We start from the raw sequence: 26,556 nt of genomic DNA on the forward strand, positions 1-26,556 counted from the left end.
AGGTGATGATCGATGGCGGGCCGAGCGGCCGTACCCGAAGTGATCTGGGCGCGTCCTGAGCGGACGGGGCGTGGGCCGAAACCCGCGTTCACCAGGGCGGACATCGCCGCGGCGGCGGTGCGGCTCGCGGATGCCGGGGGTCTGGACGCGGTGTCCATGCGGCATGTCGCGGCCGAACTGGGCTGCGGGACGATGTCCCTGTACAACTACGTCCCCCGCAAGGAGGACCTGTACGAGCTGATGGTGGACGCGGTCAGCGGGGAGCACGAGCTGTTCGAGCCGACCGGTGACTGGCGGGCCGACATGCTCCGCAACGCGCGCCAGACCAAGGCGCTCATGCACCGGCACGCCTGGATGGTGCGGCTGATGTCAGGGGTGTACGGCTTCAGCCCCAATGCCCTGCGCTACCTGGAGCACTGCCTCGCCTGCCTCGACCCGCTGGACGCTCCCAGCGGCACGAAGATCGAGCTGGTCGCGATGCTCAACGGGTGTGTGACGACGTACGTCTCGAACGAGCTGTCCACGGCCGAGCGGGTGCGGTCGCTGCCGTGGTCGCAGGAGCAGGAGAACGCGGTGCGGATCGCGTATCTCGGCAGTCAGGTGGCGTCGGGGGCGTATCCGCGGCTGGCGGCCTCGTTCATGGAGGACGCGGGGCCGATCGATCTGGACGCGGTGTTCGAGCGGATGCTGGGGCGGGTCCTGGACGGTTTCGAGCCCAGAACCTAGAGGAGCGCGAGCTGGCCCTCCGGCCCCTCCTCGTGCCCGTCCAGGACCGACGCCGGCCTTCGGGCCGAGTCCGGGACCGGCAGTACCCCCGCCTCGCGCAGGTCGCTCGCCGTGATCCGGGACGTCAGCTCGTCCTGGAGGGGCTGGAGATCGGCCAGCAGGGCCAGCACGGTGATCAGTTCGAGGAGCTCCGACGTCCACGGCTGCGGCCATGTCGCCGGACGGATCGCGGAGAGTGTGCCCGGCTCCGGTTCCGTGACGCGGGCCGTGAACCACTGCTCCAGGACCCGCACCCCGCCGGCCTCGAAGTCCCAGGCCTTCGGCGGTACGGGGGAGATACGGCCCTCGTCCAGCAGCAGCGCCTCCTCGTCGCGGTCGTAGTCCAGGGTCAGCGGGCGGGACGGCAGGGGGGCGCGGACGTAGGGGCGGCGGCCTCCGGGCAGCTTCGGGCGGTCGCCGTCGCGGCGCATCAGCCACAGGACGCGGTGGCCCGACTCGGTGCCGCGGGACCACACTTCGGGGTCGTCGGTGAGCGGAACGGTGAGATCGGGGCGGACCGCCGCCAGGATCCAGGCGAGGGCGTCCAGGGGTTCCACCGTGATCCCGAGGCGCGTCCGCAGGTGCTTCAGGAGGCCCGGGGCCAGGTTCGGCTCCGTGCCGCCCGGGCGGCGGTACAGGGGGCGGACCCGGCCGGGGCGGAGCAGGGGGAGGAGGGAGGTGGCCAGGAGCTGGGGGCCGGGACCGTCCGTGGGTGTCTCCACCACGAACACCTGGTCGTCGTCCGCCACCCGCCAGAGCTCGGGTCGGGCCGCGTCGATCAACCGGTGGTCCGGGATCAGCCACTGCTCGTCGAAGGGGGCGCGCAGGACCCGTACCGGCTCGGAGCAGGGGCCGGTGGCGCGTGCGAGCTTCTCCGTGCCGCCCGTCCGCCCCGGCAGCTGCCCGACCGCCGAGCGCAGGGTGCGGGAGCGGGTGGGCTCGAACAGGGCTTCCCGGTCGGGTCCCTCGGCCTTCAGGAGGGCGTCCCAGCGGGCTTTCAGGGATGCCGCGTCGGGGCCCGTCGGCCACCCCCGGCCGAGCCGCGGCGGTGCGACGGACCACGGCATGAGGTCCGCCAGCGGCGGAGCGTCGTCGTGCGTCACGCTGGGCATCGTACGACCTGTGACAGACAGTGCGGTCACGTGGCGTCCAGGGTGACGGTGAACGAGAACCGGTCGCCCCGGTAGTGGATCACCGCCACGTCGAGCACCCGGCCGTCCGTGTCGTAGGTGACCCCCGTGTAGTGCAGGATCGGGCTGAGCAGCGGGACTTGGAGCAGCCGGGCGGTCTCCGGGTCCGCGAGACGCGCCTCCACGGTGTCCGTGATGCGGCTGATGTCCGCCCCGACGACGTCCCGCAGCACCTTGGTCATCGGCCATCGCGCCAGATCCGACGGGTCGATGCGCGCGGCCAGTTCGGGGCGGACGTAGTTGCGGGCGTGGTTGGTCGGCTCGCCCGTGTGCTCGTCGCTGCGCAGTCGGTGGTACGCCGCCACCTCGTCCAATTCTGGGAAGTACTCGGCGAGTTCGGACGGCACAAGCGACTTGCCGTGCTCCAGCAGCTCGGTCGTCATGCCGGACTGCTGGGCCACGATGGCGTCCACCGACCCGAGCAGCCGGACGGGGGTGCCCCGGCGGGCGTCCGGCTCGATGAAGGTGCCCCGGCGGCGGTGACGGCTGATCAGCCCCTCGTCCTCCAGCTCCTTCAGCGCCTGCCGCATGGTCAGCACGCTCACGCCGTAGTGGCCGGCCAGTTGTTCCTCGGTGGGCAGGCGGAGGGGGTCCTGGGGTGAGCGGCCGAGTATCGAGGCGCGCAGGGACTGCGACACCTGGTACCAGAGCGGCAGCTTGCGGTTCAGGACGATCGAGTCCGGGGCGAAGGAGGTCACGGGCTATCCGTACCTTCCGCGGATCGGTCAGTGCAACGGGCGGAAGTGACGTTCGAGGCCGCGCCACACGTCGTCGTAGTGCGGCTGGAGGTGGTCCGCCCGGGCCGCGTGCGCGGTGAGCGTCACCGGCCAGCGGGTCTCGAACATGAACGCGAGCCCGTCGTCGACCTTCTGCGGCTTCAGCTCGGCCGCGCTCGCCCGGTCGAACGTCTCCCGGTCCGGCCCGTGCGCCGACATCATGTTGTGCAGCGAGCCGCCGCCCGGCACGAAGCCCCCTTCTCCGGATGCCTTCGCGTCGTAGGCGCCCTCGATCAGTCCCATGTACTCGCTCATCACGTTCCGGTGGAAGTACGGCGGCCGGAAGGTGTCCTCGCCGACCAGCCAGCGCGGTGCGAACACGACGAAGTCGACGCCGGCCAGCCCGGGGGTGTCCGACGGGGACGTCAGCACGGTGAAGATCGACGGGTCGGGGTGGTCGTAGGAGATGCTGCCGATGACATTGAAGCGGCGCAGGTCGTAGACGTACGGCACATGGTTGCCGTGCCAGGCGACCACGTCGAGCGGGGAGTGGTCGTAGGTCGCGGTCCAGAGGTTGCCGCAGAACTTGTTGACCACCTCCACCGGCCCCTCGACGTCCTCGTAGGCGGCGACGGGAGCCCGGAAGTCGCGGGGGTTGGCGAGGCCGTTGGCGCCGATCGGGCCGAGGTCGGGGAGCTGGAAGGGGGCACCGTAGTTCTCGCACACATAACCCCGGGCCGACTCGTCCAGCAGCTCCACACGGAAGCGCACCCCACGAGGGATCAGCGCCACCTGGCCCGGCTCCACATGGAGCAGTCCGAACTCCGTGCGCAGCAACAGCCCGCCGCGCTCCGGGACGATCAGCAGCTCGCCGTCGGCGTCGCTGAAGACGCGGTCCATGGAATCGGTGGCGTGGTAGAGGTGCACGGCCATACCGGTGCGCTGGGTGACGTCGCCGTTGCCGCCGAGGGTCCACAGACCGGCGAGGAAGTCGGTGCCCTCGGCCGGCTCCGGCAGGGGGTTCCAGCGCAGCCGGTTCGGGTCCGGGACCGACTCGGTGAAGGGGGCCGTACGGATCCGGCCGTTGTGGGTGTGGGTGAACGCCGGGTGCGCGGCGGAGGGGCGGATCCGGTACAGCCAGGAGCGGCGGTTGTGGGCGCGGGGCTCGGTGAACGCCGTACCGCTGAGCTGCTCCGCGTACAGGCCGAGGGGGGCGCGTTGCGGGGCGTTGCGGCCCTCGGGCAGGGCGCCCGGGACGGCCTCCGAGGCGTGCTCGTTGCCGAACCCGGAGAGGTGGGCCAGGCCCTCGGCGGCCTTGCGTGCGTCGCCGCGCGTGCTCGCGGTGTCCCCGCTCATGATCGCTCCCTTGCGGTCTGATTCCTATGGAACACCGTAGGATTGCGGTTTCGCCGACGCAAGAGGTCGTTCCGTGGAACCGATCTCCCCGCCGTGACCTCCTCAGGGAGGAGAGCGAGAACCAGACCCCAGGGGGATTCGCGGTGTCGGACCTGTGTTCTACGCTCGCCGGCATGTCGTGGATGCGGGGACTCATCGCCCTGTTCGCGGTCTGTGTCGTGCTGGTGACCGGATCCGTGAGCTGTGGCGCCAGTGGGGCGCGGGAGCACAAGGACGGACAGTCGGTCTCACCGGTGGGCAAGGTCCTCGACGACACCGATGAGGAGGGGCGGCACTACCGCGAGGTGGACAAGGACAACGCCCCCGACGTCGGCATAGAGGTTCAGCCGAACAGCGACGACAGCTGGTCGGTGCGGCTGACCGTCCAGAACTTCACCTTCTCGCCCGCCGGGACGAAGACGAAGGCGGTCTCCGGCCGCGGCGTCGCCGTCGTCTTCGTGGACGACCGTCCCGTCACCACCCTCCGCGCCCCGTCCTGCCGCCTCGCGGCCGCGTACGTCCCCCAGGGCACCCACAAGGTCACCGCCCGGCTGTACGCCGACGACGGCACCGTGTGGGCCGTGGACGGCGACCCGGTGGAGAGCACGGCGGATGTCACGGCCTCGAAACCCCAACCGACGGGGAGCGGCGCCTCGGACCCGCAGGCCGGGGGGAGTGCGGGCGGCCCGGCGGGCCACGTGAGCGCTGTGGGCGCGGGTTCGGGTTTGCGGCTCGCCATGGGCGCGAGTGGCGGTGCCGGGGAAGTGCGGGTCATGGCGTTGGCGGGCGGCGGTGCCCTGGTTCCGCTGGGCGGCGTGAGCGCCGGTGGCGCGGGTTCGGGTTCGTGGCTTGCCACGAGCGCGAGTGGCCGTGCCTCGGAGGCGCAGGCCAAGGCGTTGGCAGGCGGCGTCGTCCTGGTCCCGCTGGGTGGCGCGAGTGCCGGTGGCGCGGCTTCGGGTTTGCGGCTCGCCATGGGCGCGAGTGGCGGTGCCGGGGAAGTGCGGGTCATGGCGTTGGCGGGCGGTAGTGCCCTGGTTCCGCTGAGTGGCGCGAGTGCTGGTGGCGCGGGTTCGGGTTCGTGGCTTGCCACGAGCGCGAGTGGCCGTGCCTCGGACGCGCAGGTCGTGGTGAGGGTGGGCGGCGGTGTCCCATACCCCGAGGACGGCGGGAGCGCTGATGGCGCAGTCGCCGACGTGCGGCTCGCGACGAGCGTCGGCGGTGGCCGATGAGTGCCGCGGGCCCCCGGCGCCGTACCAGGTGGCAGGGTTTTCCGGACGACGGCGGAAAGGCATCATGAAGCCCGTGCCCCACGCGACCTCGCTTCGCCGCGCCCCCGTGCAGCGGCGCAGCGCCGAACGGCTGACCAGAATCCTCGACGCCTGCGCCGACCTGCTCGACGAGGTCGGTTACGACGCCCTGAGCACGCGTGCCGTCGCCCTGCGCGCCGGCGTGCCCATCGGCTCCGTATACCGCTTCTTCGGCAACAAGCGGCAGATGGTCGACGCGCTGGCCCAGCGCAACCTGGAGCGTTTCACGGTCGGCGTCACCGACCGCCTCAAGGAGTCCGGTGAGGAAGGAGGCTGGCGTACCGCGATGGACGTCGTCCTCGACGAGTACCTCGCCATGAAACGCACCGCCCCCGGCTTCTCCCTCGTCGACTTCGGCAACCAGATCCCCGTCGGTGCCCGCCACGCGGAACCCAACCACCGGGTCGCCGACCGCCTCACCGACCTCCTCTCCGGCTACCTCTCCCGGGAACCGGACGACGACCTGCGCCGCACCTTCCTCATCGCCGTGGAGACCGCCGACACCCTGGTCCACCTGGCCTTCCGGATGGCCCCCGAGGGGGACGAGCGGATCATCCAGGAGACCCGGGAGCTGCTGCGCGCCTATCTGGCGAGGGTTCTGGACTGACCCTCCACAACCCCTCCCCTCCATCCCTACCGGTCGGTATGCTCGCCTGGACAGGCACCGCTGCCCCGGGAGGACCCGTGTCCCGCACCGCTCTGCGTATCTGCCCCCTGTGCGAGGCCACGTGCGGTCTCACGCTCACCATCGAGGGGACCCGGGTCACCGGCGCCCGCGGCGACCGTGACGACGTGTTCAGCAAGGGGTTCATCTGCCCGAAGGGAGCCTCCTTCGGGGCCGTCGACGGGGACCCCGACCGGCTGCGCACGCCCCTCGTGCGACGGGACGGGGAACTGCGCGAGGCCACCTGGGAGGAGGCCTTCGACGCGGTCGCCGCCGGGATCCGGGGCGTCGTCGACGGGTACGGGGCGAACTCCGTCGGAGTCGTCCTCGGCAACCCCAACGTCCACACCATGGCCGGTGCCCTCTACCCGCCGGTGCTCCTCGCCGGGCTCGGCACCCGGAGCGTCTTCACCGCCTCAACGGTCGACCAGATGCCCAAGCACGTCTCCAGCGGGCTGCTGTACGGCGACGCCAACGCGATCCCCGTGCCGGACCTCGACCACACCGACCATCTGCTGCTGATCGGCGCCAACCCCCTGGAGTCCAACGGGAGTCTGTGCACCGCCCCCGACTTCCCCGGCAAGCTCAAGGCGCTCAAGGCCCGCGGCGGCACCCTCACCGTCATCGACCCCCGCCGCACCCGCACCGCAAAGCTCGCCGACCGGCACATCGCCATCCGCCCCGGTGCGGACGCGTTGCTTCTGGCCGCCATGGCGCACGTGCTCTTCGAGGAAGACCTCGTGGACACCGGGGAGTTGACCTCACATCTCCAGGGGCTCGACGAACTCAGGGAAGCCCTACAGGACTTCACTCCCGAAGCCGTCGCCGACGCCTGTGACGTGGACCCCGATGTGACGCGTGCCCTCGCCCGTGAACTGGCCGCAGCGCCAACGGCCGCCGTATACGGCCGCATCGGCAGCTGCACCGTCCCGCACGGCACCCTGGCCAGCTGGCTCGTCGACGTGCTCAACATCCTCACCGGCAACCTCGACCGGCCCGGCGGCGCGCTCTTCCCGCAGGCGGCCACCGACCGCACGCCCCGGCCCGCGGGACCCAGCCACGGATTCGCGCTCGGGCGCTGGCATTCCCGGGTGAGCCGACACCCGGAGGCCAAGGGGGAGTTGCCGCTCTCCGCGCTCGCCGAGGAGATCGACACCGCGACCGCGGAGGGCGAGCCGATCCGCGCGCTGATCGCCGTCGCCACCAACCCCGTGCTGTCCGCCCCCGACGGCGACCGGCTCGACAAGGCCCTCGGCTCGCTCGACTTCATGGTCAGCGTGGACCCGTACCTGAACGAGACCTCCCGCCACGCGCACGTCGTGCTGCCGCCGCCCCCGCCCTCCCAGAGCCCGCACCACGACTTCGCCTTCAACACCCTCGCCGTGCGCAACCAGGTCCGCTACACCCGCCCCGCCGTCCCCCTGGAGGCCGGCCGGATGGCGGAGACGGAGATACTCGCCCGGCTGATCCTCGCCGCGACCGGCATGCACGGCGCCGACCCGTCCGCCGTGGACGACCTGGTCATCGCCCAGACCCTCGGCAAGGCCGTCAAGGACGCCCACTCGCCCGTACACGGCCGCGAGCCGGGCGAACTCACCGCCGAACTCGCCGGCGACACCGGCCCCGAGCGGCGGCTCGACATGATGCTGCGCCTCGGCCCCTACGGCGACGGTTTCGGCGTACGACCGGACGGGCTGAGCCTGACCAAGCTGCTCGCGCATCCCCACGGCATCGACCTCGGACCCCTGGCCTCCCGGCTGCCGCAGCCGCTGAAGACCAGGAGCGGCAAGGTCGAACTGCTGCCGCAGCCCCTCGCGGACGACCTGCCCCGGCTGCGCGAGGCCCTGCGGCACCAGGCCGACGGGCTCGTCCTCATCGGCCGCCGGCACCTGCGCTCCAACAACAGCTGGATGCACAACGTCCCGGCCCTCACCGGCGGCACCAACCGCTGCACCCTGCACATCCACCCCGAGGACGCCGAGCGGCTCGGGCTGAAGGACGGTGCCGCGGTGCGGGTCAAGGGCGCCGGGGGAGAGGTGGTCACCGAGGCCGAGGTCACCGACGGCGTGCGCCCCGGCGTGGTCAGCCTGCCGCACGGCTGGGGCCACAACCGGCCCGGCACCCGGCTCAGCCACGCCGTCAAGGACCCCGGCGTCAACGTCAACCAGCTCCTCGACGGCAGCCTGCTCGACCCGCTCTCGGGCAACGCGGTCCTCAACGGCATACCGATAAAACTGGCCGCCGTAGCGGCCCTGTGAGCAGCGCAAAGCTGTGACCAGCAGTTTTGCGCTTATTGCTCGCATGTCAACGTCTTGTTAACGCCGCTTGACGGGACCTAACGTCATCGCACTGCCGACTCCGGTGGGAGTTCAAGGGCGAACGTTAGGTATCCACTCATGCTGACCATCCTCGGCTTCGCCATGATCGCGACCTTCCTGGTCCTGATCATGATGAAGAAGATGTCGCCGATCGCGGCGCTCGTACTGATCCCGGCACTGTTCTGTGTCTTCGTCGGGAAGGGCGCCAAGCTCGGTGACTACGTCATCGACGGCGTCACCAGCCTCGCCCCCACCGCGGCGATGCTCATGTTCGCGATCGTCTACTTCGGCGTGATGATCGACGTCGGCCTCTTCGACCCGGTCGTTCGCGGCATTCTGAAGTTCGCGAAGGCCGACCCGATGCGGATCGTCGTCGGCACGGCGATCCTCGCCGCGATCGTCTCCCTCGACGGCGACGGCTCGACCACCTTCATGATCACCGTCTCGGCGATGTACCCGCTGTACAAGCGCCTGAAGATGAGCCTGGTCGTGATGACGGGCGTCGCCGCCATGGCCAACGGCGTGATGAACACCCTGCCCTGGGGCGGCCCGACGGCCCGCGCCGCCACCGCGCTGAAGCTCGACGCCAGCGACATCTTCGTCCCGATGATCCCGGCCCTGGCCGTCGGCCTGCTGGGCGTCTTCGTCCTCTCGTACGTGCTCGGCAAGCGCGAGCGCAAGCGGCTGGGCGTGCTCACCCTGAACGAGATCCTGGTCGAAGAGAAGGCCGAGGAGAAGGTCGAGCAGACCGAGACGGTCCTGGTCGGCGCCGGCTCCGGTGCCTCTGGTTCCGGTGCGTCCGGTACGGACAAGGCCACCGGCGGTTCCGGCTCCGGCACCGACGCCGACGCTGAAGACGGCGACGCTGAGCGCTTCCAGGTCCTCGACCCGAACCGGGCCACCCTGCGTCCCAAGCTCTACTGGTTCAACGCGCTGCTCACGCTCACGCTGCTCACCGCCATGATCATGGAGTGGCTGCCGATCCCGGTGCTGTTCCTGATCGGCGCCGCGCTCGCGCTCACCGTGAACTTCCCGCACATCCCGGACCAGAAGGCCCGCCTGGCCGCCCACGCCGACAACGTCCTCAACGTCTCCGGCATGGTCTTCGCCGCCGCCGTCTTCACCGGCGTCCTCCAGGGCACCGGCATGGTCGACCACATGGCCCGCTGGATGGTGGACGTCATCCCCGACGGCATGGGCCCGCACATGGCCCTCGTCACCGGCGTCCTGAGCCTCCCGCTCACCTACTTCATGTCGAACGACGGTTTCTACTTCGGCGTCCTGCCGGTTCTCGCCGAGGCCGGTGCGGCGCACGGTGTCACCCCGCTGGAGATGGCCCGCGCCTCCCTCGTCGGACAGCCGCTGCACATGTCGAGCCCGCTCGTCCCGGCCGTGTACGTCCTGGTCGGCATGGCCAAGGTGGAGTTCGGCGACCACACCAGGTTCGTGGTCAAGTGGGCGGCGCTCACCTGTCTGATCATCCTCGGGGCGGGCATCCTCTTCGGGATCATCTGACCTGCTTGCACGGAGGACTTGAACCATGGCGCCCGGTGGGAACCGCGGCTGGCTGCTCCGCCTCGTCATCGCCTTCAGCTTCGCGCAGGGGGCGGTGTCGATGGCCCGGCCCGCGGTCTCCTACCGGGCTCTCGCGCTGGGCGCGGACGAACGGGCGATCGGTGTCATCGCCGGTGTGTACGCGCTGCTCCCGCTGTTCGCGGCGGTCCCGCTGGGCCGCCGTACGGATCACGGGCGTTGTGCGCCGCTGCTGCCCGTCGGTGTGGTCCTGATCTCCGGCGGCTGCGCGCTCAGCGGCCTCGCCGACTCGCTCTGGACGATGGCGGTCTGGAGCGGGGTGATGGGCCTCGGCCACCTCAGCTTCGTCATCGGCGCGCAGTCGCTCGTCGCCCGCCAGTCCGCCCCGCACGAACAGGACCGCAACTTCGGCCACTTCACCATCGGCGCCTCCCTCGGCCAGCTCGTCGGCCCGATCGCGGCGGGCGCGCTGATCGGCGGCTCCGACATGGCGGGCACGAGTGCGCTCGCGCTGCTCGTCGCGGGCGCCGGGGCGGCGGTCGCGTGCACGTCCTTGTGGCGCATCGAGCGCCGTGACACCGCGGCCAAGTCCCGTACCGGACAAGGCGAGCGGGTTCCCGTCGGACGCATCCTGCGGTCCCGGGGCGTGCCCGGGGGCATCTTCGTGAGCCTGTCCGTGCTGTCCGCCACGGACATCCTCACCGCGTACCTTCCGGTGGTCGGCGAGCACCGGGGCATCGCCCCCTCGGTGGTCGGCCTGCTGCTCAGCCTGCGCGCGGCCGCCACCATCGCCTGCCGTCTGGTGCTGACTCCGCTGCTACGGCTGCTGGGGCGCGCGTTGCTCCTCACCGTGACGTGTCTGCTGGCGGCCCTGCTGTGTGCGGGCATCGCGCTGCCGGTCCCGGTGTGGGCGCTGGCCGTCCTGCTGACCGTGCTCGGCTTCTGCCTCGGCGTCGGACAGCCGCTGTCCATGACGACGGTCGTCCAGGCCGCCCCCGACGGCGCCCGCTCCACCGCGCTCGCCCTGCGGCTGACGGGCAACCGCCTCGGCCAGGTCGCCGCACCGGCCACCGCGGGCCTGGTCGCGGGTGTGGCGGGTGTGGCGGCGCCGTTCGTGATGCTCGGGACGTTGCTGCTGCTCTCGGCGGGGGTGGCGCTGCGGTCGCCGGGGCGGCCCGAGAAGACCGGACCGGACGCGGGAAAGCGGCCGAAACGCCCGGGATTGCGCCGCACGAGCGATATCTGACGGCGCGCCGGGCGTCTATGCGCCAGACCGTCGCGCGCATAAAGGAGAGTGCTGCCGAAAGAGCGATTTGTATGGAAATCGTCTGAATCGGAGGAGCGCCCATGGCCACCCTGACACTCCCACGTACCTTCCGCGTTCGCGCGGGCGCAACTGTCGTCCTCACCGCCCTCGCCGCGGCCGGCGCGTCCTGGGTGGCGGCGCCGACCGCGTCGGCCGCGGGCGAGAACGGTGACATCCGGATCCACCATGTGGGCGTGCCTTTCGGCATCTCGAAGGACGATCCCAAGGTCTGCAAGTTCTACCTGGATGCCGTCAACTTCGACGTCCTCGGCAGCATCGGGTACACCATCACGCCACAGCCTCCGCTGCCCAGCGCCGCCACCGTCACCGGCGCCATCCAGCTCGCGGGGGGTGCCGGTCACACCGACCCGCTGGGAATGGCGGACGGGCAGTACCGGATCACCTGGGTCGTGGCGGGCGTCACCAAGGAGAAGGTCTTCCGCGTCAACTGCCACGACGGCCAGCGCGGCGCGGAGCGCGGCGGGGAGCGCCGGCCGGGCGACCAGATCGAGGACCGGCAGAGCGACGGCGGAGGCTGGAGCAAGAACGACTCCGGCGGCCCGAAGGGCGGAGTGCACGCGGGCGGCGGCGGTCTCGTCGACACCGCGGCCGCTTTCGCGCCGGTGACCGCCGCGGGAGCCGTCGGCCTGGTGGCGGTCGGCGGTGTCGCGTACTTCCGGATGAACCGCCGTCGGCCCAATGGCGCCGCGTAGGCGCAGACGCAGGCCCTGGTACCGGACCCGCGCCTACCGCCTCACCAGGACGGCCCTGCTCACGGTCGTCCTGGTGACGGTGGGGGTCCGGTGTACGGGCGAGGACAGGTCGACCGCGCCGTACGGCCCCGACGGCCCGTACAGCGTGGCGGCCGCCGGCCCGGATGCCGAGGGGGCAGCCGGTGCGGACGCCGACGTGGCCGATGAGACGGGCGCCGAGGGGAGCCGTGGGCCGGACGCCGACGTGGCCGGTGGGCCGGRCGCCGACGTGGCCGGTGGGCCGGGCGCCGAGAGGGGCCGTGNAGGGGACCCGTGGGCCGGGCGCCGACGCGGCCGGTGGGCCGGACGCCGAGGTGCCCCGTGGGCCGGCCCCCTCCGCCCGCCCCACGCCCACCCGCACGTCCCCGCCCCGCCCGCTGCCCCGGTCCCGGCCGACGTCCTTCCGCATCCCGTCCCTGGGCATCGACGCCCCCGTCACAGGCCTCGGGCTCATCAAGGGACGGGAGCTCGCGACACCGCCGGTGGACAAACCGAAACTCGTGGGCTGGTACCAGGGAGGCCCCACCCCCGGCGAGCCCGGCACGGCGATCGCCGTAGGCCACCGCGACACCCGGAGCGGCCCCGCCGTCTTCGCCGCGCTCGCCCAGGTGAAGCCGGGCAAAGTGATCGAGGCGGGGCGCGCGGACGGCCGTATCGCCGTCTACACCGTGGACCGGGTGAAGGTCTTCGACAAGGAGGGCTTCCCCGACAAGGAGGTCTACGGACCTGCCCGGCGCCCGGAGCTCCGAGTGATCACCTGCGGTGGACTCTTCAAGTGGCATACCGGCTACACCAGCAACGTCGTCGTGTTCGCCCACCTCACCCGGACCCGCGAGCCGCGGCCGGCGAAGAGTGCGACGGCTCGCTGAATCCGGCCGTCCGTTTTCTCACTGGCTGGACTGGAGCGTCTGATACCGCCCAATCTCTTCCCCCGACCGGGCGCATTCCGTTAACTTCCGTGACTCACAGCCCCGTACGACCCGCCCGGGGCCTCTCGACCGCGGAGCACCAGCGCCTGATTCAGCCCCCGGGGGCACCGTCATGACACGCGCCATCTCCCTGCACGACGTGAGCAAGACCTACACGCGAGGAATCCGGGTGGTGGACCGGCTCTCGCTGGACATCGCGCCCGGCGAGTTCCTCGTCCTGCTCGGCCCCTCCGGCTGCGGCAAATCCACCGTGCTCAGGATGATCGCCGGTCTGGAGGAGATCACCGAGGGCGAGCTCAGACTCGACGGCGAGTACGCCAACGACCTGCTGCCCGCCGAGCGGCGCATGGCGATGGTGTTCCAGAACTTCGCCCTCTACCCCAACATGACCAGCCGGGGGAACATCGGCTTCCCGCTGCGCATCGAGGCCCCCAACGAGGATCCACGCGCACGCGTGGACGCCACCGCCCGCATGCTGGGCATCGAGGACCTCCTCGACCGCTACCCGGGCCAGCTCTCCGGTGGCGAACGCCAGCGGGTGGCGATGGGCCGGGCCATCTCCCGCCACCCCTCCGCCTTCCTGATGGACGAGCCGCTGTCCAACCTGGACGCCAAGCTCCGCAATCACCTGCGCGCCGAAATAGCCGGTCTCACCCGGGAGTTGGGCGTCACCACGGTCTACGTCACGCACGACCAGGCCGAGGCCATGTCGCTCGGCGACCGGGTCGCCGTGCTGCGCGGCGGAGTTCTCCAGCAGGTCGGCACCCCGCGTTCGGTGTACGCGCTGCCCCGCAACGTCTTCGCCGCCGCCTTCATCGGCACCCCGCGCATCAACCTGCTGCGCGGCCTGGTCCGGGCCCCGCTGGACGGCGCGATGACCATCAGCCTGGGCAAGCAGTTCCTGCGGCTGCCCGAACCCCTCTCCCTGGACCACCAGTTGCTCCGCGTCCAGCAGGGCCGCGAGGTGATCGTAGGCCTGCGCTCGGAGGCGATCCGCATCGCCAAACGGACCTCCGCGCGTCCGGGCGAGATGCCGATCACCGGTCTGGTGGAGCACGTGGAGTTCCAGGGCCACGAGGTCCTCGTCCACTTCAACACCGGCTCCCGCCCCGCCCTCGTCCCCGAGCTGGAGGCCCCGCGGCCCGCTCCACGGGCGGCCAGGCGCCGCCGCCGGGACGGCACGGTCCTGGAGCGTCTGCGGGATCGCGCGGGCTCCCTGCGGGCGGGCCCGGTGGTGGTCCTGGAGGACCCGCCGGACTCCGGCCCCGAGCCCACCCCGTCCGACCCCCGCCTCCCCGGCGACCTCGTCGTCCGCACCACCCCGGACCTCGACCTCCGCCGCGGCATGCAGGTCCCCCTCCTCGTCGACATCTCCCACCTCTTCGTCTTCGACCAGCACGGAGAACGCATCTGCCCGTCCCCTGACCACCTGCCGGACCTGGACGAGTGAGGGGCCGAGTGGGGGAGGCCGCGTCGGCGTGAGGCCGCGCCTCGGCGCCGGGTCCGCCGTCGCTCCGCCGCACTGCCTCCGCTCGCTTCGGCACTGGTCGCGGTCGGTCCACCGCGGCGCCTGCGACCGTACGAGTGCGGGTCCCGGGGGAGAGTGCGGCTCGGCGTTGGGCTCGCCGTCGCTCTGCCGCTGGGCCACCGCCCCGGCGCCGGCCGCCGCCACTCCGTCGCGCTGCCTCCGTCCGCCCCGGGTCCTGTCCGGGGTCGGTCTGCCGCACTGCCTTCGTCCCCGGGCTCTGTCCGCCGTCGATCCGCCGCACCACCTCCGCCCCCCGGGCCCTGGTCAGCGCCCATTCGCCGCACCGTACGAGAAGACGTTCGGGCAGGAGTCCGTGGGGCGGGTGGACGACCGGGCCCGTGCCGACTTCTGATGTCCTTGGACGGTCCGGACCCGCTCTGGCGCGAAAAAACTATCGCCGCTAGTTTATGAGGCCGGACGACAACACGTCACTGCGCAGCCCAGGAGGACGCACCATGAAGGCGCACGACGGCATGTACATCGACGGCGAGTGGCGCCCGGCCACAGGCCCGGACCTGATCGAGGTCGTGAACCCCGCCGACGAACAGGTCCTCGGCCGGGTCCCGGCCGGCACCGCCGAGGACATCGACCTCGCCGTACGGGCCGCCCGCGCCGCCCTCCCGGCCTGGGCCGCGACCGCACCCGCCGAGCGGGCCGCCCGGCTGGCCGCCCTCCGGGACGTCCTGGCCGCCCGCAAGGACGAGATCGCCGAGACCGTCACCGCCGAGCTCGGCTCGCCGCTGAAGTTCTCGCAGAACGTCCACGCCGCCGTCCCCGTCGCGGTCGCCGCCTCCTACGCGGAGCTCGCGGCCGCGCACCCCTTCGAGGAGAAGGTCGGCAACTCCACCGTCCACCAGGAGCCGATCGGCGTGGTCGGCGCGATCACGCCCTGGAACTACCCGCTCCACCAGATCGTCGCCAAGGTCGCCCCGGCCCTCGCCGCGGGCTGCACGGTCGTGCTCAAGCCCGCCGAGGACACCCCGCTGGTCGCCCAGCTCTTCGCCGAGGCGGTCCACGAGGCCGGCGTCCCGGCCGGCGTCTTCAACCTCGTCACCGGCCTCGGCCCGGTCGCGGGGCAGGCGCTCGCCGAGCACCCGGACGTGGACCTGGTCTCCTTCACCGGCTCCACCGCGGTCGGACGGCGGATCGGCGCGACGGCCGGCGCCGCCCTGAAGAAGGTCGCCCTGGAACTCGGCGGCAAGTCCGCCAACGTCATCCTGCCGAGCGCCGACCTCGCCAAGGCGGTCAACGTCGGCGTCGCCAACGTAATGTCCAACTCCGGCCAGACCTGCAGTGCCTGGACCCGGATGCTGGTGCACACCGAGCAGTACGACGAGGCCGTCGAGCTCGCCGCCGCGGCCGCCGCGAAGTACGGCGAGCGCATCGGTCCCGTCGTCAGCGCCAAGCAGCAGGCACGGGTGCGCGGTTACATCGAGAAGGGCGTGGCCGAGGGCGCCCGACTGGTCGCCGGCGGCCCCGAATCCCCGCGCGAACAGGGCTGGTTCGTCAGCCCGACCGTCTTCGCCGACGTCACCCCCGACATGACGATCGCGCAGGAGGAGATCTTCGGCCCGGTCCTGTCCGTCCTGCGCTACGAGGACGAGGAGGACGCCCTGCGCATCGCCAACGGCACGGTCTACGGCCTCGCGGGCGCCGTCTGGGCCGGCGACGAGTCGGAGGCGGTCGCCTTCGCCCGGCGGATGGACACCGGCCAGGTCGACATCAACGGCGGCCGCTTCAACCCCCTTGCCCCCTTCGGCGGTTACAAGCAGTCCGGGGTGGGCCGCGAACTCGGCTCGCACGGTCTCGCCGAGTACCTCCAGACCAAGTCCCTCCAGTTCTGAAGGAGCCTTCCCGTGGTTCGTGCCGCCGTTCTTCCCGCCGTGGGTGCTCCCCTGGAGGTCACCGACATCGACCTGCCGGACCCCGGCCCCGGCCAGGTCCGGGTCCGGCTCGCCGCCGCCGGGGTCTGCCACTCCGACCTGTCCCTGTCCAACGGCACCATGCGCGTCCCCGTCCCGGCCGTTCTCGGCCACGAGGGCGCGGGCACGGTCGTCGCCGTGGGGGAGGGGGTCACCGGGGTGGCGCCCGGCGCCGGGGTCGTCCTCAACTGGGCCCCTTCCTGCGGCAGTTGTCATGCCTGCTCGCTCGGCGAGGTCTGGCTGTGCGCCAACGCGCTGAACGGCGCGGCCGATGTCTACGCCCGCACCGCGGACGGCACCGAGCTCCACCCCGGCCTGAACGTCGCCGCGTTCGCCGAGGAGACGGTCGTCCCCGAGTCCTGCCTCCTGCCCCTCCCCGAGGGCATCCCGCTCACCGACGCGGCCCTGCTGGGCTGCGCGGTCCTCACCGGCTACGGGGCCGTCCACCACGCGGCCCGGGTCAGGGAGGGCGAGACGGTCGCGGTGTACGGCGTCGGAGGAGTGGGCCTGGCCGCGCTCCAGGCGGCCCGGATCGCGGGCGCCTCGCGGATCCTCGCGGTCGATGTCTCCCCGGAGAAGGAGGAGTTGGCGCGCGCGGCCGGAGCCACCGACTACGTGATCGCCTCCGACAACACCGCCCGCGAGATCAGGGGCCTCACCGGCAAGCAGGGCGTCGACGTCGCCGTGGAGTGCGTGGGCCGCGCGACGACCATCCGCACGGCCTGGGACTCCACCCGCCGCGGCGGCCGCACGACGGTCGTCGGCATCGGAGGCAAGGACCAGCAGGTCACCTTCAACGCCCTGGAGATCTTCCACTGGGGCCGCACCCTCGCGGGCTGCGTCTACGGCAACTCGAACCCGGCCGAGGACCTCCCCGTACTCGCCGAGCACGTCCGGGCGGGCCGCCTGGACCTCGGCGCCCTGGTGACGGAACGGATCGCGCTGGACGGGATTCCGGCGGCGTTCGACAACATGCTGGCGGGCAAGGGCGGCAGGGCCCTGGTGGTGTTCTGACCGACGGTTGCCCGGACCCCGCATCGGGTGCTCCGGGCAACCTTCCCGCACAACCGTTGACCCCATACCGTCCGGTCAGTATGTTCAGCCGCCAACGTCCCCACGCACCCACCGGAGTGTGCACCGCATGGACACGGCCCCTTCCGCTCACCCCACTTCCGTCACAGCGCCGGCGACTCCCCACCGCCGTCGCGTCGCGACCGCGGCCGCCCTGGCCTCCGCCGTCGAGTGGTACGACTACTTCGTCTTCGGCATAGCCGCCGCCCTCGTTCTCGGCGATCTCTACTTCCCGTCGGGCAGTTCCACCGTCGGCGTACTCGCCGCGTTCGCCACCTTCGCCGTCGGCTTCCTGGCCCGCCCGATCGGCGGCATCGTCGCCGGCCACCTCGGCGACAAGCGCGGCCGCAAGCCGATGCTGGTCCTCGCGCTCACGCTCATGGGCGTCGCCACCACCGGCATCGGCCTGCTGCCGACGTACGACACGATCGGCGTCGCCGCGCCGATCCTGCTGGTCCTCCTCCGCGTCGTACAGGGCGTCGCGGTCGGCGCGCAGTGGGGCGGCGCGATGCTGCTGGCCACCGAGTACGCCCCCGAGGGCAAGCGCGGACTCTACGGCAGCGTCGTCCAACTCGGTGTCCCCATCGGCGTGGTGACGGCCAACACGGTCTTCCTGCTGGCCGGGGCCTTCACCACGGACACCGGGTTCGCGGCCTGGGGCTGGCGCGTCCCGTTCCTCATCGGCCTGTTCGTCCTCGCGCTCGCCTGGTACATCCACGCCAAGGTCGACGAGACCCCCGAATTCCGGCAGGCAGAACGGGAGTTGGCCGCGAAGGAGGAGAGCGCGCAGAACTCCCCGCTGCGTACGATCCTGCGCCACCACCTCGGCACGGTGCTGCTCGCGGGCGGCTCCTTCGCCGTGAACACCGCCACCTTCTACATCATGATCACGGGGGTCCTCGACTACACCACCCGCGAACTCGGCATGAAACGCAGCGCCGTTCTCACCGTCTCGCTCTGCATCAGCCTCACCCAACTAGTGCTGATCCCGGCCGCCGCCGCGCTCTCGGACCGCCTCGGCCGGATCCGGATCTACGCCCTCGGCGCGGTCGGCATCGCCCTGTGGGCGGTACCGATGTTCCTGCTCATCGACACCGGGTCGCTGCTGTGGCTGGCGGTCTCCACATTCGTCGCCGGTTGCTTCCTCAGCATCATGTACGGCCCTCAGGCCGCCCTGTTCGCCGAGCTGTTCACGCCGGAGATGCGGTACACCGGCGCCTCCCTCGGCTACCAGATCGCCGCCGTGTTCGGCGGTGGGCTCGCGCCCTTCCTGATGGTGCTGCTGCTGGAGACCACGGGCACGTCGATGGCGGTGTCCGGATACATCGTCGGGCTCTCGGTGATCGCGCTGCTCTGCATCAAGGTGCTTGCGGGCAGGGCGCGTTCACGCGGGGTCTGAGGCGCTCTCGGGCTGCGGCTCCGGCTCCGTCACCGGGGCCGGGGCCGTCCGCGGCGCCCGGGAGCGGGACACCGCCACGCCTGCCAGGCACAGCGCCCCGCCCGCGAGCGTGAACAGGCCCGGGACCTCGCCGAGGGCCAGCCACGACATCAGGACGACCAGGGCGGGAACCGCGTAGGTGGTCGCGCCCATGCGGCTGGCGGTCGTACGGGCGAGCGCGTAGGCCCAGGTGGTGAACGCCAGGGCGGTCGGGAAGACGCCCAGGTAGACCATGTTGAGGGTCGCCGAGGCCGGGGCGTCGGCCGCCTCCGACACCAGCTGGCCGGCGAACGGGAGGCAGACTACGGCGCCGGTGAAGCAGCCGAACGTCGTCACCTGCAGCGGGGTCGCGGAGCCCAGTGCCGGCTTCTGCGCGACGACTCCGCCGGCGTAGGCGATCGCCGCGAGCAGGCACAGGATCACGCCGAGCACCGAGGAGCCGCCGTCGTCCGACATCGACAGCCCCACGGTGACCGCCCCGGCGAAGGAGACCGCCATTCCGGCCAGCAGGCGGGGCGGCATCGCGTCTCCGAGCAGCCGGGCGCCGAGCAGGGCGATCAGGAGGGGGCCGATGTTCACGACCAGGGCCGCGGTGCCCGCGTCCACCTGCTGTTCGCCCCAGTTCAGGACGACCATGTAGAAGCCGAACCACAGGACTCCGGAGACGGCGATGCCGCGCCAGGCGGAGCGTGGGGGGAGTCCCTCCCGGCGTATCAGGCAGATCACGCCCAGGGCGAGCGCGCCGGACAGGAGCCGGCCGAGGGCCAGGGCGCCGGGGGAGTAGGCGGCGCCCGCGCTGCGAATGGAGACGAAGGCGGAGGCCCACAGGATGACGGTGACGGTGGCTGCGCCGGCTGCGAGGAGTTCGGTGCGGCGGTGGTTCATCATGCTCCTGAGATTAGGTAGGGGAGGGTGCGAAAGCTCGCGGATTTCGGACGGGGTGTGCCCTGAAGCCTCAGCGCAGCGTCGCCGCGTCGATTCCCAGGAGTTCGGTCAACGCCCGCTCTCCGGTCGCTGTCACCTTCACGGCGCGCTCCGAGCCGATGCGTACGCACCAGCCTTCGGCCAGGGCGTGCCGGCACAGGGCCGCGCCCGCGACCCCCGCCAGGTGCGGGCGTCGTTCGGTCCAGTCCAGACAGGCTCGGGCCAGGGGGCGCCGGCCCTTGCGGTCGAGTGAGATGCCCGTGGCCCCGAACCACGCCAGACCCGCGTCCGTGAGGGCGAAACCCGTGTCCTGGCGCAGGAGTTGCCGTGTCGTCAGCGCGTCCGTCAACGCGATGCCCAGTCGCCCCGCCAAGTGGTCGTAGCACGTACGCCCGCGGGCCATCGCCGAGCCCGCGCTCGACTCCCGCAGGTTCCGCGGGCGGGGTGCCGCGTCCGGGGAGACCTGTGCCGCCAGGTCCTCCACCAGGTGCGCCACCCTCGCGTCGGCCAGCCGCACGTACCGGTGGCGCCCCTGCCGCTCCTCCGTCAGCAGCCCGCCCGCGACCAGCTTGCCCAGGTGCTCACTCAGGGTGGACGCGGCCACACCCGCGTGCCGGGCCAGCTCGCCCGCGGTCCAGGCCCGGCCGTCGAGCAGGGCCAGGAGACAGGCCGCCCGGGTCTCGTCGGCCATCAGGGCGGCGAGCCTCGCCAACTGAGGTGCCTGCGGGTCCTTCGTCATGTGGTCCAGCATCGCGGAGAGATACTTCGGCGCCCACCGAAATGTGCCTAGGCGGCGGGTCCGACCTGCTCGTACTGCTGGGCGAGACCGTCCAGCAGAGCCCTGAGCCCCGTCTCGAAGGCCCGCTCGTCGATCTTCTCCTGCTGCTCGGCGAGAAGGTGCGCCTGGCCGAGATGGGGATAGTCCGCGGGGTCGTAGGCGCTCTCGTCGTCGACGAATCCGCCCGCGAAGGAGCCCAGCGCCGAGCCCATGATGAAGTACCGCATCAGCGCGCCGATGGACGTGGCCTGCGCCGGTGGCCAGCCCGCGTCGACCATCGCGCCGTAGACCGCGTCGGCGAGCCGGAGGCCCGCGGGGCGGCGCCCGGGGCCCCGGGCCAGGACCGGGACGATGTTGGGGTGGTCGCGCAGGGCGGTGCGGTAGGAGACGGCCCAGTCGTGCAGCGCGGTCCGCCACGCGCGGCCGTCCTCGAACATCGACAGGTCGACCTGGGCGCTCACCGAGTCGGCGACCGCCTCCAGGATCTCGTCCTTGGTGCGGAAGTGGTTGTAGAGCGACGGGCCGCTGACGCCGAGTTCCGCCGCCAGCCGGCGCGTGGACAGTGCCGCGAGGCCTTCCGCGTCCACGAGCGCGCGGGCCGTCTCGACGATCCGGTCGGTGCTGAGGAGGGGCTTGCGCGGTCGGGCCATGGCGCACATAGTAGGGCTGCGGTCCAGAAACTAGCAGTGCTAATTTAATGGCACGGTTCTCAAGTGAGGTGATCTCGTGGTCGACCTGGGGTTGAGTGAGGAGCAGGCCGCCGTCCGGCGGCTGGCGCGGGAGTTCGTGGACCGTGAGATCACCCCCCATGTCATCGCCTGGGATCGCGCCGAGGAGGTCGACCGGGCCATCGTCAAGAAGCTCGGCGAGGTCGGGTTCCTGGGGCTGACGATCGATGAGGAGTACGGCGGCTCGGGCGGCGACCATCTCGCGTACTGCCTGGTCACCGAGGAGCTCGGGCGCGGTGACTCGTCGGTGCGTGGCATCGTCTCCGTCTCGCTGGGGCTGGTGGCCAAGACGCTCGCCGCCTGGGGGAGCGAGGAGCAGAAGCGGCGGTGGCTGCCGGGGCTCACCTCCGGCGAGTACCTCGGTTGCTTCGGCCTCACCGAGCCCGGTACCGGGTCCGACGCGGGAAACCTCACCACGCGCGCGGTGCGGGACGGCGACGACTACGTCATCGACGGCACCAAGATGTTCATCACGAACGGCACGTGGGCCGACGTGGTGCTGCTGTTCGCCCGGTCGACCGACGCGCCGGGCCACAAGGGCGTCTCCGCCTTCCTCGTGCCCACGGACACGCCCGGTCTGACCCGCCGCACCCTCCACGGCAAGCTCGGTCTGCGTGGACAGGCCACCGCCGAACTCGTGCTCGAGGGTGTGCGCGTGCCCGCCGCCGCGATGGTCGGTGAGGAGGGCAAGGGTTTCTCCGTCGCCATGTCCGCGCTGGCCAAGGGGCGGATGTCGGTGGCGGCGGGCTGTGTGGGGATCGCCCAGGCCGCGCTGGACGCGGCCGTCCGGTACGCCGGCGAACGCGAGCAGTTCGGCAAGCCGATCGCCGGGCACCAGCTCGTCCAGGAGCTGATCAGTGACATCGCCGTCGACGTGGACGCGGCCCGGCTGCTGACCTGGCGGGTGGCCGACCTGATCGACCGCGGGCTGCCCTTCGCCGTCGAGTCCTCCAAGGCCAAGCTGTTCGCCTCGGAAGCCGCGGTGCGCGCCGCGAACAACGCGTTGCAGGTGTTCGGCGGTTACGGCTACATCGACGAGTACCCGGCGGGCAAGCTGCTGCGCGACGCCCGCGTGATGACTCTCTACGAGGGCACCAGCCAGATCCAGAAGCTGGTCATCGGCCGGGCGCTGACGGGCGTCTCGGCGTTCTGAGTACCGTCTGAGTATCCGAGCGGATGTGGCGGGGGTCGTGGACGGCCGAGACTCTGGCCATGAGTGACACACCGGTCAAGCAGCAGAACACGGCCGCCTTCTACGGCCAGGCCGTCGCCTCCTTCGCCGTGGCCATGGCCGCCACGGCCGTCGGGATCTTCCGTCTGAACGCCGACGCCTGGGTGCGCGGCTTCCTCGCGATCGCCGTCCTGTACCTCGTCACCTCGGCCTTCACCCTGGCCAAGGTGATCCGCGACCGCCAGGAGGCCGGCCAGATCGTCAGCCGCGTCGACCAGGCCCGCCTGGAAAAACTGCTCGCCGAACACGACCCGTTCGAGAAGCTGTGACGGGGGCGGGCGGGGAAGGGGCTTGACCTGGGGGGTTGGCTTCGAGTGGCCCGGGGGTTGGGGCTGGTCCGGGGCCCACGCTTCGCTGCTCCGGCTTGCGGCTAGCGGCTTGCACCGCGCGGTCCGGCTCGCGCCCTGCGTCCGCAGTTCCGGCCCCCGGCTTGTGCCCCGCTGTTCGGCCCGCCCAGCACCCCCTGTTCCGGCCCCACGCACCAACCCGTGCTGCTCCAGCTCGCGGCCCGTGCCCCGCTGTGCCCGCCTGCCCCGGGCCCCCTGTCCCGGCTTTCGCGCGCCAACCCCTGCTGCTCCGGCTCATGTCCTGCGCCCCCGCTCGCGCCCGCCCCGCACGCCCATTGCTCCGCCTACGTCCCTCGCCCCCTGCTCAAGCACCCCGCGCCCCCTCCGCTCCAGCCCGCGCAGCGCAGGGTGGCTAAGCGCTCGCTCAGGTTCGGCGGTATGGTGGGGGTTCTGACAGTGGAGAGGGGCGTGTGATGAGTACGGCGGAGGAGACGGCCGACGGAGAGACGTCGGCGTGGGGCGAGGTCACGCCCGACGCGGCGCGGCGGTTGCTCATTGCCGCGGTGGAGGCGTTCGCCGAGCGCGGCTACCACGCCACCACGACCCGGGACATCGCGGGCCGGGCCGGCATGAGCCCCGCCGCGCTCTACATCCACTACAAGACCAAGGAAGAGCTGCTCCACCGCATCAGCAGGATCGGCCACGCCAAGGCACTGGAGATCCTCCAGGTCGCGGCCCGCCGCGAAGGCACCGCCACCGAGCGGCTCACGGACGCCGTGAGCTCCTTCGTCCGCTGGCATGCCGGCGGCCGCACCACCGCCCGCGTCGTCCAGTACGAACTGGACTCGCTCGGCCCCGACGCCCGCGCGGAGATCCTCGCGCTGCGCCGGCAGTGCGACGCCGAGGTCCGCGGGATCATCGAGGACGGCATGGCCTCCGGCGAGTTCGACGTGCTCGATGTGAAGGGCACCACCCTCGCCGTCATGTCGCTCTGCATCGACGTGGCCCGCTGGTTCAACGTCGACGGCCCCTGGACCCCCGACGAGGTCGGCGCGCTCGACGCCGACCTCGTACTGCGGATGGTGCGCGCGACCAAGTAGCCGCCTGCAAGTACCCGCCTACAGGTAGTACCGCGACACCGACTCCGCCACGCACACCGGCTTGTCGCCGCCCTCGCGCTCCACGCTGAAGGCGACGGTGACCTGGACACCGCCCGCCACGTCGTCGACGCCGGTGATCTGCGCGGTGGCGCGCAGCCGGGAGCCCACGGGTACCGGGGCGGGGAAACGCACCTTGTTCGTCCCGTAGTTGACGCCCATCTTCACGCCCTCGACCTTGATCAGCTGCGGCCCGAACAGCGGCAGCAGGGAGAGGGTGAGATAGCCGTGCGCGATCGTGGTGCCGAAGGGGCCCGCGGCGGCCTTCTCCGGGTCGACATGGATCCACTGGTGGTCGCCGGTGGCCTCCGCGAACAGATCGATGCGCTTCTGGTCGACCTCCAGCCAGTCGGTGTAACCCAACTGCTCGCCCACCGCCCCCTTCAGGTCGTCCGCGCCCGTGAAGATCCTCGGCTCTGCCATGTCCCGGCCTCCTCGCCACAAAGTGTCTAAGCGACTGCTTAGCATGGTCGGCCGAGGAGCCCATGTCAACGGACCGCGAGGGTGACGGCATGGGTAGGGTTCGAGGGGTGCCTCAGATTCCCGAGAAGATCCATGAGCTCACGGTCGGCCAGCTCGCCGCCCGCAGCGGTGCCGCCGTCTCCGCCCTGCACTTCTACGAGTCCAAGGGCCTGATCCGCAGCCGCCGCACCACGGGCAACCAGCGCCGCTACTCCCGTGACGCGCTGCGCCGGGTCGCGTTCGTCCGGGCCGCCCAACGGGTCGGCATCCCGCTGGCCACGATCCGCGACGCCCTCTCCGAGCTGCCCGAGGAACGCACCCCCACCCGCGAGGACTGGGCCCGCCTCTCCGAGGCCTGGCGCTCCGAACTCGACGAACGCATCAAGCAGTTGAACCGTCTGCGGGACCACCTCACCGACTGCATCGGCTGCGGCTGTCTATCCCTCGACACATGTGTGCTCTCCAACCCGGACGACGTGTTCGGCGACCGCCTGACGGGGTCACGGCTGTTGGTGGAGCAGAGTGGGGGCGGGCGCAAGAACGGGCGCCGGGAGCCGGAACGGCAGAAGCCGACGGACAAGCGGTGCTGAGTCGTCGTACGACCACTTCGGCGAGAGCCCTGCCCTACGACGAGCGCCGGGCCCGCCCGTACTGGACCAGTCCCTCCGTCACCAACTGGGCGTTGGAGGCAGCTCGTTGACCGTCCGGCAAGACCAGCGTGTCCTCCAGGCCGACCCTCGTCGCGAGGCCCAGGCGGCCCGCCAGCCGCAGCACCGGCCAGGCGCCGGCGTCCTCGCCGTGCAGCAGCACGGGGCGGCCGTGGGCCGGACCGAGTTCGGCGAGGAGCGTGCGCGCGGAGGTCTCCGCCGCCTGTGTGTCCGTCACCTCGGCGAGGACCCGCAGCACCTTCGGTCCGAGCGGCGACACCGCGAACCTCGCCGCCGCGTCCGTCCCGGACCAGATCCCGGCCTCCACGCCGACCCCCAGGTCGATCAGCGCGGCGGCGATCTCCTCGGCTCCCGGCTCGTGCCAGTTCACCGAGGCGTGGTCGGGCAGCGTGGTCCAGCCCCGGACACGGGCGAGCCGGACCGCGGGGTCTGCTTCCGCCCAGGCGCCGGTGGTCACTCCGACCGGGACCGGCACCCGCGCACGGATCGCCTCAAGTGTCGCCGCGACCACCCGCGGCGACAGACTGTCCCGCCCGCAAGGTGTCTTGGGGTGGACATGGATGTCCGTGGCGCCCGCCGCGACGGCCTCCGCCGCCGCCCGCGCCATGGACTCGGGAGTGAGCGGCACCGCCGTTCCGTCGGCGGCCCCGCGCGGGCCGTTGAGACACACCTGCACCATTCCTCGATGGTGCCAGGCGGCACCGACGGTTCAACCCCGTCAAAGCAGGGGGTGCGGCATCCCCGGCGCACCCCCGGTGCGCCCACACGCTCTAGGCCGACATCAACAACCGTCCGCGCCTGGCGTCCGCCAGGGCATCGGGTGTGAGCACGGGCCGCGGTACCAGAATCCCGCAGTCCGTGCAGACCGGTCCGGTCGAGGGTTCGTGGTCCAGTTCGTACTTCCAGACGAGCCGCTCTCCGTCGCACACCGGGCACACCGCGCCCGGTTCGCGCTCCAGCGCGGAGATCAGCCTGCGCAGCACCTCGGCCAGCGAGTCATCGGGGTGTACCCGGGGATCGTCGCACCATGCGACTCCGAAACCGCCCCAGGTCAGCCGGTGCCAGTCGTCCACACTGCCCGGCCTGCGCAACCCGTCGTGCTTCTCCTTCTTGCGCCGCTCGGCGAACTCGACCTCGTAGGCCAGCCAGACCGAACGCGCCTCCTCCAACTCCTCCAGTGCGGCCACGAGCCGCGCTGGGTCGGGGGAGCGGTCCTCGGGACCGAATCCCGCCCGGGAGCACAAGTGGTCCCAGGTCGCCCTGTGCCCGTAAGGAGCGAACCGCTCAAGGCACTTGCGCAGCGAGTAGCGCCGAAGCGCCAGATCGCACCGCGGATCCCTCACCTGTCTCGCCAGACTCCGGAAACCGGCCATCGCCCTGCACCTCCGTCACACCTGCACCTGTACTTCGGTCACTTCGGCGTTGTCGCCGTGCCGACTTCGCACGACGTTGCCGAATAGACGTATCGACAAGCGATTTGGCTCCAT

At 71.6% G+C, this 26,556-nt stretch carries 25 protein-coding genes; 16 read left to right on the forward strand and 9 right to left on the reverse strand.

The window, feature by feature from the left end; genetic code table 11:
- Positions 1-12: 12 nt before the first annotated feature.
- Complete coding sequence (locus BFN33_RS18750; protein ID WP_069761237.1) at positions 13-726, forward strand: TetR/AcrR family transcriptional regulator; 714 nt, start codon at positions 13-15, stop codon at positions 724-726.
- Here the strand turns inward: BFN33_RS18750 and BFN33_RS18755 are convergent.
- From BFN33_RS18755 to hmgA, 3 genes are read right to left on the reverse strand one after another with little or no spacing between them, the layout of a single operon-like run.
- On the reverse strand, positions 723-1,877 hold the full coding sequence (locus BFN33_RS18755; protein WP_069761238.1) for a type ISP restriction/modification enzyme: 1,155 nt from the start codon (positions 1,875-1,877) through the stop codon (positions 723-725). The two genes, BFN33_RS18750 and BFN33_RS18755, sit on opposite strands and share 4 nt — an antisense overlap.
- A 26-nt stretch (positions 1,878-1,903) precedes the next feature.
- Positions 1,904-2,653, reverse strand: a complete 750-nt coding sequence (locus tag BFN33_RS18760) for a GntR family transcriptional regulator (protein WP_069761239.1) — start codon at positions 2,651-2,653, stop codon at positions 1,904-1,906.
- 27 nt (positions 2,654-2,680) lie between these two features.
- Positions 2,681-4,027, reverse strand: coding sequence for a homogentisate 1,2-dioxygenase (hmgA, locus tag BFN33_RS18765; protein ID WP_069761240.1), 1,347 nt, complete (start codon positions 4,025-4,027; stop codon positions 2,681-2,683).
- Positions 4,028-4,200: 173 nt separating this feature from the next.
- Between hmgA and BFN33_RS55510 the strand changes: the two genes are divergently transcribed.
- The 11 genes from BFN33_RS55510 to BFN33_RS18820 all read left to right on the forward strand — a co-directional run bounded on the left by BFN33_RS55510 (position 4,201) and on the right by BFN33_RS18820 (position 18,795).
- Positions 4,201-5,295, forward strand: a complete 1,095-nt coding sequence (locus BFN33_RS55510) for a hypothetical protein (protein WP_370743299.1) — start codon at positions 4,201-4,203, stop codon at positions 5,293-5,295.
- A 64-nt stretch (positions 5,296-5,359) separates the two neighbouring features.
- The gene (locus BFN33_RS18775) at positions 5,360-5,980 is read left to right on the forward strand and encodes a TetR/AcrR family transcriptional regulator (RefSeq protein WP_069761241.1); all 621 of its coding nucleotides are present in this window, start codon (positions 5,360-5,362) and stop codon (positions 5,978-5,980) included.
- A gap of 77 nt (positions 5,981-6,057) precedes the next feature.
- Positions 6,058-8,295 carry a molybdopterin oxidoreductase family protein gene (locus BFN33_RS18780; RefSeq protein ID WP_069761242.1) on the forward strand — a complete coding sequence of 746 codons (2,238 nt, stop codon included), beginning with the start codon at positions 6,058-6,060 and terminating at the stop codon, positions 8,293-8,295.
- Between the two features lie 138 nt (positions 8,296-8,433).
- Positions 8,434-9,870 carry a CitMHS family transporter gene (locus BFN33_RS18785; RefSeq protein WP_069761243.1) on the forward strand — a complete coding sequence of 479 codons (1,437 nt, stop codon included), beginning with the start codon at positions 8,434-8,436 and terminating at the stop codon, positions 9,868-9,870.
- A 25-nt stretch (positions 9,871-9,895) separates the two neighbouring features.
- Entirely contained in the window at positions 9,896-11,134 is a 1,239-nt protein-coding gene (locus BFN33_RS18790) for an MFS transporter (RefSeq protein ID WP_069761244.1), read from the forward strand.
- 101 nt (positions 11,135-11,235) lie between these two features.
- A complete protein-coding gene (locus BFN33_RS18795; protein ID WP_069761245.1) occupies positions 11,236-11,907 on the forward strand; it encodes a hypothetical protein in 672 nt (223 codons plus the stop codon).
- A gap of 353 nt (positions 11,908-12,260) precedes the next feature.
- Positions 12,261-12,815 carry a class F sortase gene (locus BFN33_RS18800; RefSeq protein ID WP_370743302.1) on the forward strand — a complete coding sequence of 185 codons (555 nt, stop codon included), beginning with the start codon at positions 12,261-12,263 and terminating at the stop codon, positions 12,813-12,815.
- A 172-nt stretch (positions 12,816-12,987) separates the two neighbouring features.
- Positions 12,988-14,325, forward strand: coding sequence for an ABC transporter ATP-binding protein (locus BFN33_RS18805; protein ID WP_069761247.1), 1,338 nt, complete (start codon positions 12,988-12,990; stop codon positions 14,323-14,325).
- A gap of 533 nt (positions 14,326-14,858) precedes the next feature.
- Entirely contained in the window at positions 14,859-16,247 is a 1,389-nt protein-coding gene (locus BFN33_RS18810; protein WP_069761248.1) for an aldehyde dehydrogenase family protein, read from the forward strand.
- A 12-nt stretch (positions 16,248-16,259) separates the two neighbouring features.
- On the forward strand, positions 16,260-17,339 hold the full coding sequence (locus tag BFN33_RS18815; protein ID WP_069761249.1) for a Zn-dependent alcohol dehydrogenase: 1,080 nt from the start codon (positions 16,260-16,262) through the stop codon (positions 17,337-17,339).
- Between the two features lie 127 nt (positions 17,340-17,466).
- Entirely contained in the window at positions 17,467-18,795 is a 1,329-nt protein-coding gene (locus BFN33_RS18820; RefSeq protein WP_069761250.1) for an MFS transporter, read from the forward strand.
- Here the strand turns inward: BFN33_RS18820 and BFN33_RS18825 are convergent.
- The 3 genes from BFN33_RS18825 to BFN33_RS18835 all read right to left on the reverse strand — a co-directional run bounded on the left by BFN33_RS18825 (position 18,781) and on the right by BFN33_RS18835 (position 21,186).
- A complete protein-coding gene (locus BFN33_RS18825; RefSeq protein WP_069761251.1) occupies positions 18,781-19,719 on the reverse strand; it encodes a DMT family transporter in 939 nt (312 codons plus the stop codon). The two genes, BFN33_RS18820 and BFN33_RS18825, sit on opposite strands and share 15 nt — an antisense overlap.
- 70 nt (positions 19,720-19,789) lie before the next feature.
- Positions 19,790-20,509, reverse strand: coding sequence for a helix-turn-helix transcriptional regulator (locus BFN33_RS18830; RefSeq protein ID WP_069761252.1), 720 nt, complete (start codon positions 20,507-20,509; stop codon positions 19,790-19,792).
- A gap of 35 nt (positions 20,510-20,544) precedes the next feature.
- The gene (locus tag BFN33_RS18835) at positions 20,545-21,186 is read right to left on the reverse strand and encodes a TetR/AcrR family transcriptional regulator (protein ID WP_069761862.1); all 642 of its coding nucleotides are present in this window, start codon (positions 21,184-21,186) and stop codon (positions 20,545-20,547) included.
- A gap of 76 nt (positions 21,187-21,262) precedes the next feature.
- Here BFN33_RS18835 and BFN33_RS18840 point away from each other — a divergent pair, with 76 nt between their 5' ends.
- The 3 genes from BFN33_RS18840 (at position 21,263) to BFN33_RS18850 (ending at position 23,882) form a co-directional block, all read left to right on the forward strand.
- A complete protein-coding gene (locus BFN33_RS18840; protein WP_069761253.1) occupies positions 21,263-22,417 on the forward strand; it encodes an acyl-CoA dehydrogenase family protein in 1,155 nt (384 codons plus the stop codon).
- 59 nt (positions 22,418-22,476) lie between these two features.
- The gene (locus BFN33_RS18845; RefSeq protein ID WP_020117785.1) at positions 22,477-22,764 is read left to right on the forward strand and encodes a YiaA/YiaB family inner membrane protein; all 288 of its coding nucleotides are present in this window, start codon (positions 22,477-22,479) and stop codon (positions 22,762-22,764) included.
- A gap of 491 nt (positions 22,765-23,255) precedes the next feature.
- Positions 23,256-23,882 (forward strand): TetR/AcrR family transcriptional regulator, encoded by a 627-nt coding sequence (locus tag BFN33_RS18850; protein WP_069761254.1) that lies wholly within the window; start codon positions 23,256-23,258, stop codon positions 23,880-23,882.
- Between the two features lie 18 nt (positions 23,883-23,900).
- Here BFN33_RS18850 and BFN33_RS18855 read toward each other — a convergent pair whose 3' ends face one another.
- Positions 23,901-24,362, reverse strand: a complete 462-nt coding sequence (locus BFN33_RS18855; RefSeq protein WP_057614411.1) for a MaoC family dehydratase — start codon at positions 24,360-24,362, stop codon at positions 23,901-23,903.
- A gap of 107 nt (positions 24,363-24,469) precedes the next feature.
- On the opposite strand from BFN33_RS18855, the gene soxR reads away from it, so the two are divergent.
- The gene (gene soxR, locus BFN33_RS18860) at positions 24,470-24,991 is read left to right on the forward strand and encodes a redox-sensitive transcriptional activator SoxR (protein WP_069761255.1); all 522 of its coding nucleotides are present in this window, start codon (positions 24,470-24,472) and stop codon (positions 24,989-24,991) included.
- Between the two features lie 34 nt (positions 24,992-25,025).
- Here soxR and BFN33_RS18865 read toward each other — a convergent pair whose 3' ends face one another.
- Positions 25,026-25,748 carry a 3-keto-5-aminohexanoate cleavage protein gene (locus BFN33_RS18865; RefSeq protein ID WP_069761256.1) on the reverse strand — a complete coding sequence of 241 codons (723 nt, stop codon included), beginning with the start codon at positions 25,746-25,748 and terminating at the stop codon, positions 25,026-25,028.
- A gap of 91 nt (positions 25,749-25,839) precedes the next feature.
- Entirely contained in the window at positions 25,840-26,442 is a 603-nt protein-coding gene (locus tag BFN33_RS18870) for a hypothetical protein (RefSeq protein WP_057614408.1), read from the reverse strand.
- Positions 26,443-26,556: the final 114 nt, after the last annotated feature.

Source organism: Streptomyces sp. LUP47B (assembly GCF_001746295.1).
Taxonomy (GTDB): Bacteria; Actinomycetota; Actinomycetes; order Streptomycetales; family Streptomycetaceae; genus Streptomyces.

Excerpts from the sequence above, each read along its gene's own strand:
- BFN33_RS18750 (WP_069761237.1), top strand. The coding sequence starts at position 13 with ATGGCGGGCCGAGCGGCCGTACCCGAAGTGATCTGGGCGCGTCCTGAG.
- BFN33_RS18755 (WP_069761238.1), bottom strand. The coding sequence starts at position 1,877 with ATGCCCAGCGTGACGCACGACGACGCTCCGCCGCTGGCGGACCTCATG.
- hmgA (WP_069761240.1), bottom strand. The coding sequence starts at position 4,027 with ATGAGCGGGGACACCGCGAGCACGCGCGGCGACGCACGCAAGGCCGCC.
- BFN33_RS55510 (WP_370743299.1), top strand. The coding sequence starts at position 4,201 with ATGTCGTGGATGCGGGGACTCATCGCCCTGTTCGCGGTCTGTGTCGTG.
- BFN33_RS18775 (WP_069761241.1), top strand. The coding sequence starts at position 5,360 with ATGAAGCCCGTGCCCCACGCGACCTCGCTTCGCCGCGCCCCCGTGCAG.
- BFN33_RS18785 (WP_069761243.1), top strand. The coding sequence starts at position 8,434 with ATGCTGACCATCCTCGGCTTCGCCATGATCGCGACCTTCCTGGTCCTG.
- BFN33_RS18790 (WP_069761244.1), top strand. The coding sequence starts at position 9,896 with ATGGCGCCCGGTGGGAACCGCGGCTGGCTGCTCCGCCTCGTCATCGCC.
- BFN33_RS18795 (WP_069761245.1), top strand. The coding sequence starts at position 11,236 with ATGGCCACCCTGACACTCCCACGTACCTTCCGCGTTCGCGCGGGCGCA.
- BFN33_RS18805 (WP_069761247.1), top strand. The coding sequence starts at position 12,988 with ATGACACGCGCCATCTCCCTGCACGACGTGAGCAAGACCTACACGCGA.
- BFN33_RS18810 (WP_069761248.1), top strand. The coding sequence starts at position 14,859 with ATGAAGGCGCACGACGGCATGTACATCGACGGCGAGTGGCGCCCGGCC.
- BFN33_RS18820 (WP_069761250.1), top strand. The coding sequence starts at position 17,467 with ATGGACACGGCCCCTTCCGCTCACCCCACTTCCGTCACAGCGCCGGCG.
- BFN33_RS18825 (WP_069761251.1), bottom strand. The coding sequence starts at position 19,719 with ATGAACCACCGCCGCACCGAACTCCTCGCAGCCGGCGCAGCCACCGTC.
- BFN33_RS18830 (WP_069761252.1), bottom strand. The coding sequence starts at position 20,509 with ATGCTGGACCACATGACGAAGGACCCGCAGGCACCTCAGTTGGCGAGG.
- BFN33_RS18835 (WP_069761862.1), bottom strand. The coding sequence starts at position 21,186 with ATGGCCCGACCGCGCAAGCCCCTCCTCAGCACCGACCGGATCGTCGAG.
- BFN33_RS18845 (WP_020117785.1), top strand. The coding sequence starts at position 22,477 with ATGAGTGACACACCGGTCAAGCAGCAGAACACGGCCGCCTTCTACGGC.
- BFN33_RS18850 (WP_069761254.1), top strand. The coding sequence starts at position 23,256 with ATGAGTACGGCGGAGGAGACGGCCGACGGAGAGACGTCGGCGTGGGGC.
- BFN33_RS18855 (WP_057614411.1), bottom strand. The coding sequence starts at position 24,362 with ATGGCAGAGCCGAGGATCTTCACGGGCGCGGACGACCTGAAGGGGGCG.
- BFN33_RS18865 (WP_069761256.1), bottom strand. The coding sequence starts at position 25,748 with ATGGTGCAGGTGTGTCTCAACGGCCCGCGCGGGGCCGCCGACGGAACG.
- BFN33_RS18870 (WP_057614408.1), bottom strand. The coding sequence starts at position 26,442 with ATGGCCGGTTTCCGGAGTCTGGCGAGACAGGTGAGGGATCCGCGGTGC.